General features: G+C 68.7%; 9 protein-coding genes. 7 read left to right on the forward strand and 2 right to left on the reverse strand.

Features of this window, described 5'->3' with window-relative positions; translation table 11 throughout:
• Positions 1 to 1281: carboxylesterase/lipase family protein (locus WAL33_RS12130; protein ID WP_422181757.1), on the forward strand; the 1281-nt coding region annotated here is incomplete at its 5' end.
• Here WAL33_RS12130 and WAL33_RS12135 read toward each other — a convergent pair.
• Positions 1278 to 1502, reverse strand: coding sequence for a hypothetical protein (locus tag WAL33_RS12135; RefSeq protein ID WP_422181759.1), 225 nt, complete (start codon positions 1500 to 1502; stop codon positions 1278 to 1280). The genes WAL33_RS12130 and WAL33_RS12135 overlap by 4 nt on opposite strands.
• Positions 1503 to 1535: 33 nt before the next feature.
• Positions 1536 to 2036 carry a hypothetical protein gene (locus WAL33_RS12140; RefSeq protein WP_422181761.1) on the reverse strand — a complete coding sequence of 167 codons (501 nt, stop codon included), beginning with the start codon at positions 2034 to 2036 and terminating at the stop codon, positions 1536 to 1538.
• Between the two features lie 279 nt (positions 2037 to 2315).
• Here WAL33_RS12140 and WAL33_RS12145 point away from each other — a divergent pair, with 279 nt between their 5' ends.
• From WAL33_RS12145 to WAL33_RS12170, 6 genes are all read left to right on the forward strand, one after another.
• Complete coding sequence (locus WAL33_RS12145) at positions 2316 to 2756, forward strand: hypothetical protein (RefSeq protein WP_422181763.1); 441 nt, start codon at positions 2316 to 2318, stop codon at positions 2754 to 2756.
• A complete protein-coding gene (locus WAL33_RS12150) occupies positions 2753 to 3511 on the forward strand; it encodes a LysR family substrate-binding domain-containing protein (RefSeq protein WP_422181765.1) in 759 nt (252 codons plus the stop codon). The genes WAL33_RS12145 and WAL33_RS12150 overlap by 4 nt, the downstream gene beginning before the upstream one ends.
• Before the next feature lie 18 nt (positions 3512 to 3529).
• On the forward strand, positions 3530 to 3892 hold the full coding sequence (locus WAL33_RS12155; protein ID WP_422181767.1) for a hypothetical protein: 363 nt from the start codon (positions 3530 to 3532) through the stop codon (positions 3890 to 3892).
• A gap of 341 nt (positions 3893 to 4233) precedes the next feature.
• A complete protein-coding gene (locus tag WAL33_RS12160) occupies positions 4234 to 4326 on the forward strand; it encodes a potassium-transporting ATPase subunit F (protein WP_125156908.1) in 93 nt (30 codons plus the stop codon).
• Between the two features lie 13 nt (positions 4327 to 4339).
• On the forward strand, positions 4340 to 6049 hold the full coding sequence (gene kdpA / locus WAL33_RS12165) for a potassium-transporting ATPase subunit KdpA (protein ID WP_422181769.1): 1710 nt from the start codon (positions 4340 to 4342) through the stop codon (positions 6047 to 6049).
• A 19-nt stretch (positions 6050 to 6068) separates the two neighbouring features.
• Positions 6069 to 7140: HAD-IC family P-type ATPase (locus WAL33_RS12170; RefSeq protein WP_422181771.1), on the forward strand; the 1072-nt coding region annotated here is incomplete at its 3' end.

Genomic DNA, 7140 nt, shown 5'->3' on the forward strand with positions numbered 1-7140 from the left:
CCGGTCATCGTCTGGATCCACGGCGGCTCCCTGGTCTCGGGCAAGGGCAGCTCGGCCGTCTACAACGGCGCCAAGCTCGCGGCCGCCGGGACGGTGGTGGTGACGATCAACTACCGGCTGGGCGCGCTGGGCTATCTGTCCCATCCCGAGCTCAGCAAGGAGTCGCCCGTCGGCCTCTCCGGAAACTATGGACTGCTCGACCAGATCGCGGCCCTGACCTGGGTCCAGCGCAACATCGCCGCTTTCGGCGGCGACCCGGCCAATGTCACCATCGCCGGAGAGTCCGCCGGCGCGCTCAGCGTGATGTACCTGATGGCCTCGCCCCCGGCGCGCGGCCTGTTCCACAAGGCGATCGCCCAGAGCGCCTACATGATCTCCACGCCGGAGCTTAAGACCGCACGCCACGGCGCGCCTTCGGGCGAGGGCGCAGGCCTCTATGTGGCGGGCGCCCTGAAGGCCCCGAACCTGCGTGCCTTGCGGGCGATGGACCCGCAGCTCGTGACGGACGCAGCGGCCGCGGCCGGCTTCCTCCCCTTCGGGGTCGTCGACGGCGTGGTTCTTCCCAGGCAGCTGGTCGATGTGTTCGATCGCGGCGAGCAAGCAAGCGTGCCGATCCTCGCCGGTTTCAACAGCGGCGAGATCCGGTCCCTGCGGTTTCTCGCGCCGCCGGCGCCGAAGACCGCCGCGGACTACGAGCGGGTCATCCGCGAGCGCTACGGGGACCTCGCCGACGACTTCCTGGCGCTCTATCCCGCGTCGAACCTGGAAGAAAGCGTGCTCGCCACCACCCGCGACGCCCTGTACGGCTGGACGGCCGAACGCCTGGCGCGGTCCCAGGCCAAGGCCGGCCACCCCTCGTTCCTCTATCTCTTCGACCACGGCTATCCCAGCGCCGACCAGGCGGGCCTGCACGCCTTCCACGCCAGCGACATACCCTACATGTTCGGCACGATGGACCGGACCTCGCCGCGCTGGCCCAAGGCGCCGGCCACGCCGGACGAGGCGCGACTGTCCGACGCCATGGTGGGCTACTGGACCAGCTTCGCCAGGACAGGACAGCCGCAGGCCGCCGGAGCGGCGGCTTGGGCGCCCTATGCGCCGCAGGGCGCCTACATGGCCTTCCGCGAACAGCCGACGCCCGCTTCGGACCTGATGCCGGGCATGTTCGCGCTGCACGAACGCGCCATGTGCCGACGCCGGGCAAGCGGCGACCAAGCCTGGAACTGGAACGTGGGCCTGGTTTCCCCGGTCATGCCCGGTCCAACGCCGGCCTGTCCCTAGAGCCGTCCGAAACGGCGACCAAGCCGATCCTTGTCGATGCAGGACTTGGTGCGGGCGGCCGGGGTCAAACCGGCATGGGATTGCTCCCGACCGGCGCGGGCGTTGAGCCGAACTCTTTCCTCGATCACGCGAGCCAGGGCGTCCAACTTGCGGCGAGCGCTATAGGCCGCCCCGGTCGGAGGCAAGGTCAGCCGGCTGGCGCGTCGCCAGTCCGGAGCCAACGGAAGCGATCGTGGCCCAGGCCGGTGACATGATCACGCCGCCACGCGCGATGGCGGATGGCGGTCGGCGATCTTGTTGGCGACAATCTGGATGTGCGGCTGCAACGCGGGGCGGGGCTCGAAGCCCATGGGCGCCAGACGCTCGATCAAGGCGTCCTCGGCTTCGACCGGCATGGCGGCCAGGTCGACGACAAGACCGCCGCCGCACTTCAGGCCGCCGGCGGCGTTGACGATCGATGTCGTGGCGCGATCGGCGCTGATCGAGCCGGCGACAAACAGGATGTCCAGGCGCGCGTCGGTGTCGTCGGCCGTCGGATGGGCGCTTCGCGCGGCTTGAGCCCGTTTGAAGCCTCGCCGCCACAGCGACGACAAGACCTCGCCTGCGTCGGGGCCCAGGACGCCGATGCGCGAGGCCAGAGGCGGGGTGGTCTGTTCGAGGAAAAGAGCCGTCGCATCATTGGCGACGCGGTCGGCGGCGGTGACGCTCACGCCCGAGAGCCGCAGGGCTGTAGGTGTCCAGATCGAAGAGCCCATGGATGTCTCCAGTACACTCGTCGCCGGCATAGTCCGACGAGCGGTCACCTTAGATTTGGCCGCCGTAAGAGGTCTATTGGTCAACGCGTCGCCGATATAAGCGCTTCGTAAAAGGGCGCGGTCACTTATGCGATCTTTACGAAATCGGCCTCGTCGGGCCCAATTTGCGTATGGAGCGCTTATGGGCTTCGGAGAGATGCTGCGGTCGGGATCCATGCGCCGGCCAAGATCCTGACGTCTTAGCGTCTGTCGGCTCAAGGCTTGAGGTTCTCGACTTCCATGAAGCCCCCCAACTCCCCTGCGGTCGACTATCCGATCGCGCTCGCCGCCCAGCATCTGAAGGCTTGCGGCGCGGGTCCTGAATGCTCGGTGACCCTGGCCGGTCGCGCCGGCCTCTCGGCCCAGCTCTGGCTGTGCCGCCACGACTATCAAACCGTCAATCACCTGGCCGGCGACGCCGGGGCGGGCGAGCGCGCCCAGATCGTCCTGCTGACCGATCTGATCGGACCCGACGACGTCGCCCAGGCGGTGCGCCGGGCTCGCCGCCACCTTGCGGCCGGCGGCTGGCTGGTGACCTGGTCGCGCGATCCCAAGAGCGCCGAGGACCCCATCCATGCGGTGTTGCAAGCCGAAGGCTTCGTCCTGCAACGCTGTATTCGACGCGGTGGCGGCGAACTGCATGTGGCCACACTCGCGGAGCCGGCGAGGATCGCGGCGTGACCGAACCGTCTCCTCGCCCCGGGGCCGGCGATCGCCACCGGTCCTCGGTGCGCCGGCCCCTGCGCGAGCAACTGTCCCACGCGGCCCGCATCGCCGAGATGATGATGGGGCTGCCCGCAGGTCGGCCCGAGGATTTCGGTCTGGCCGACCGTGACGTTCTGCGGATCGGGGTTTCGTCCTCCCTGTCTTGCGGCCGCCTGCGCGCCCTTTTGCGGGGCTTTCGCGCTACGGCGACCAGCGTCGACATGCAGGTGGCGTCCCTGTCGCGCGACACCATCGCCCATCGCCTCAAGCAGGGCGTCCTGGACATCGGCTTGGTCTGCGGGGAGACGCCGGCGGCGGGCCTTTGCTCGGAGCCGCTTTGGCGCGAAGCCCTGTACGTCGTCCTGCCGGCCGATCACCCCTTGGCGCGCGATAACGCTGTCGCGCCCGCCCGCCTGACCGGTCAGACCGTATTGACCAGCCGTTCGGACCTGGGCGGCGTCGAGCGCCTCTGCCAGGCGGCGTTGGCCGAGCCCCCTTTGCTGGCCATCCTGCCGACGGAAGCCGACCGAGAGACGCTCTTCAACCTCGTCGCCCTGGGCTTTGGCCTGGCGATGACCAGCGCCTCTGCGCTGGGGGCCTACTACCCGGGCGTGGTCTATCGCCCCTTGCTGGGCTGCGAGCACGCCGTTCCGTACGAGGCGCTCTGGCGGGAGGGCAACCGCAAGCCCGCCCTGGCCCACTTCCTCGGCGCCGCGCGGGCCAGTTTCTGAAAGCCGGAGATCCTTCCCATGATGACGGGCATTCCCGATCTTTCCGCGCCGAGCCGGCGCGCGTTGCGCCCCGCGCGCTATGTCGTGCGGCACGAGGCCCGGGGCTGGCGGCTCTACGGGCGCACATCGCCCGGCGGTTGCGGTGGGTTCGCCGGGCGCGAGGAGGCCGTCGGCATGGCCGAGCATCTCGCCGCTGAGGCGGCGTTCCTCGGTCATGCGGCTTATCTGGTCATCGAGAGCGAAGGGCAGGGCGTCGAGATCCGGCGCCTGCATCGTTGTCTGGAAACAGGCGATGGCGAACAACGACGGCGACTGGTGACGACCGTGCGTTGGCTGCCGTCCAGGATCGGGGCCGCGCCCGTCGCGGCCATGGCGGGCTGAGCTCGCCATCCAGGTCGATCAAACCGCCAGTTCAATAGAAGGCCCCCGCCCCCAGGGCGGGGGCCTTCGCGCTGAACGGCGTACGGTCACGCTAGACCGTGGCCGGCCAGGTTGACGCAGATCAAAGGAAAGCTCGCCTTCGGCCGCATCGTGATCGCGAGCGCTGGTCTTTATGCGCCGCTTATGCCGCTCCCCGACTTCGGAATGGAGCCCTTACGCTTCGCCGTGGTCCTGTCCCGCGACTGAACAGGAGGGCTAGAGATGGCCGATCTCATTTTTCTGGTGCTGGGGACGGGGCTGTTCGCGGCCTTCGCCGCCTTCGCCGCAGCATTGAGGCGCCTATGACCATGCTGGTGAGCGCGCTTTGGGGAGCCGGGGCGATCGTCGTCGCGGTCTACATGGTCGTGGCGATGCTGCGACCGGACAAGTTCTGACGGATAACATCCCATGAATTGGCAAGGTTGGGCGGAAATCGCCCTGACGCTGGGCTTGGCGGTCGCCATCGGCTGGCCGCTCGGCGTCTACATGTCCCGCGTCTGGAACGGCGAGCGCACCTGGCTCGACCCGGTGCTCAGGCCTTTCGAGACGTTTTTCTACACGGCCTGCGGCGTGGACTCCAAGAAGAGCCAGAGCTGGTACGGCTATGCCGGCGCTCTGCTGGCCTTCAACCTCACCGGCTTCCTGCTGGTCTACGGCGTGCTGCGCCTGCAGGGCGTCCTGCCGTTGAACCCTCAGGGTTTCCCCGGCCTGTCGGGGCACCTGTCGTTCAACACGGCCATCAGCTTCGTGACCAACACCAACTGGCAGAGCTATGCCGGCGAAACGACGATGTCGACACTGAGCCAGATGTTGGTGTTGACGGTGCAGAACTTCGTCTCGGCCGCCACCGGCGCGACCATCGCCGCGGCTTTGGCCCGGGCGTTCGTCGCCAATCGCGGCGAGGGCGTCGGCAATTTCTGGGCCGACCTGATCCGCACCACGCTCTATGTGCTGCTGCCGCTGTCGTTCTTGCTGGCGATCGTGCTGGTCGCCCTGGGCCTGCCCCAGGCCCTGAGCGCGGGCGTCACCGCCCATACCCTGGAAGGCGTCGACCAGAAGATCTCGCTCTACGCCGTGGCTTCGCAGGAAGCCATCAAGATGCTGGGCATCAATGGCGGCGGGATTTTCAACGCCAACTCCGCCCATCCGTTCGAGAACCCGACCCCGCTGACCAACCTGATCACGGCGGTGTCGATCAATGTGCTGGGCTGGGCCGCCTTCTTCGCGTTCGGCCGCAGCGTCCTGGCCAAGAAGGACGTCCGCGCCCTGGTGATCGCCGCCAGCGTGCTGTTGTTCGCGGCCGCCGGCGGCATCTATCTCGCCGAAGTCCAGCCGGCTCCGGCCCAGGTCGCCGCGGGCGTCGACACCAGCGTCAACATGGAAGGCAAGGAGACTCGCTTCGGCGCGCCGGCCACGGCCGCCTGGGCCGCGGCCACAACCGGCGCTTCCAACGGCTCGGTCAACGGCATGCACTCCAGCCTGATGCCCCTGGGCGGCGGGATCGCCATGTTCCTGATGCACCTGGGCGAGATCCTGCCCGGCGGCATCGGCTCGGGGATCGCCGTGATGGTGGTGATGGCCGTGCTGGCGGTGTTCGTCGCCGGTCTGATGGTCGGCCGCACGCCGGAATATCTCGGCAAGAAGATCGAGGCCCGCGAGGTGCAACTGTCGATCCTGGCGGTGCTGGCCATCCCCGTCTGTGTGCTGGGCTTCTCGGCGGTCGCCGCGGTGCTGCCCGAGGCGCTCAAGGGGCTGATGCATTCCGGCCCGCACGGGATGTCGGAGATCCTCTACGCCTACACCTCCGGCGTGGCCAACAACGGCTCGGCCTTCGCCGGCCTGACGGCCAACGCGCCCTGGTGGGACACCACCCTGGGCGTGGCCATGGCCATGGGCCGGTTCTTGCCGATCGTCGCGGTGCTGGCCATCGCCGGCTCGCTGGCCGCCAAGCCCAAGCTCGCGCCTTCGGCCGGCACCTTGCCGACCCATGGCGGTCTCTTCGTCGGCCTCTTGATCGGGGTGATCCTGATCCTGGGCGGCCTGCAATTCTTCCCCGCATTGGCTCTGGGCCCGATCGTCGAGCACTTCCAGGTGCTCGCCGCGGTCGCCGGCCACTGATCGCAAAGGCGATTACATCATGACCACCATCGAAACCCACGCCGGGGAGGGCCGGCGCAAGGCCGGCGCCCTGGCGGGCGGGCTGTCCCCGGCCATCATGACCCGGGCGGCCAAGGACGCCTTCGTCAAGCTGGATCCGCGCAAGCTGACCGGCAATCCGGTGATCTTCGCCACCTGGATCGTGGCCCTGCTGTCGACGGTGTCGGCGGTCGCGGCCATCGCCAGCCACCAGTCGGCCGGCTTCGCCGTGCAGATCGCCGGCTGGCTGTGGGCCACGGTGCTGTTCGCCAACCTGGCCGAAAGCGTCGCCGAAGGGCGGGGCAAGGCCGCCGCCGACAGCCTGCGGGCCACCCGCGTCACCACCAACGCCAAGCTCCTGGACGAGCAAACGGGCGCGGTCGTGATGACCGCCGCCCACAAGCTGGTCCCAGGATCGGTGATCCTGGTCGAGGCCGGGGATGTCGTGCCGACCGACGGCGACATCATCGAGGGCATGGCCAGCGTCAACGAGGCGGCCATCACCGGCGAAAGCGCCCCGGTGATCCGCGAAAGCGGCGGCGACCGCTCGGCCGTCACTGGCGGAACCACTGTCGTGTCGGACTGGATCAAGGTTCGCGTCACCAGCTCGGCGGGCAACACGTTCCTGGACCGGATGATCGCCATGGTCGAGGGCGCGGACCGTCGCAAGACGCCCAACGAGATCGCCCTGGCGGTGCTGCTGGCCGGCCTGACCCTGATCTTCCTGATCGCCGTGGTGACGCTGCTGGGCCTGGGCAAGTTCTCGGGCGTGGCCCTGGATCCGCTGGTGTTGGGCGCGCTGTTCATCACGCTCATTCCGACGACCATCGGCGGGCTGCTCAGCGCCGTCGGCATCGCCGGCATGGACCGGCTGATGAAGCACAATGTGCTGGCCACCTCGGGCCGGGCGGTCGAGGCCGCCGGCGACGTCGACACCCTGCTGCTCGACAAGACCGGCACCATCACCTTCGGCAACCGCATGGCCACCGAAGTGATCGCCGCCCCAGGCGTGCGCCCGGAGGCCGCCCTGCGCGCCGCGATCAGCGCCTCGCTGGCCGACGAGACCCCGGAAG

It is taken from the genome of Caulobacter sp., from assembly GCF_049283275.1.
Taxonomy (GTDB): Bacteria; Pseudomonadota; Alphaproteobacteria; order Caulobacterales; family Caulobacteraceae; genus Caulobacter.

What these genes read in the sequence shown, in the direction of transcription:
- WAL33_RS12140 (WP_422181761.1), bottom strand. Translation starts at nt 2,036, where the DNA reads ATGGGCTCTTCGATCTGGACACCTACAGCCCTGCGGCTCTCGGGCGTG.
- WAL33_RS12145 (WP_422181763.1), top strand. Translation starts at nt 2,316, where the DNA reads ATGAAGCCCCCCAACTCCCCTGCGGTCGACTATCCGATCGCGCTCGCC.
- WAL33_RS12155 (WP_422181767.1), top strand. Translation starts at nt 3,530, where the DNA reads ATGATGACGGGCATTCCCGATCTTTCCGCGCCGAGCCGGCGCGCGTTG.
- WAL33_RS12160 (WP_125156908.1), top strand. Translation starts at nt 4,234, where the DNA reads ATGACCATGCTGGTGAGCGCGCTTTGGGGAGCCGGGGCGATCGTCGTC.
- kdpA (WP_422181769.1), top strand. Translation starts at nt 4,340, where the DNA reads ATGAATTGGCAAGGTTGGGCGGAAATCGCCCTGACGCTGGGCTTGGCG.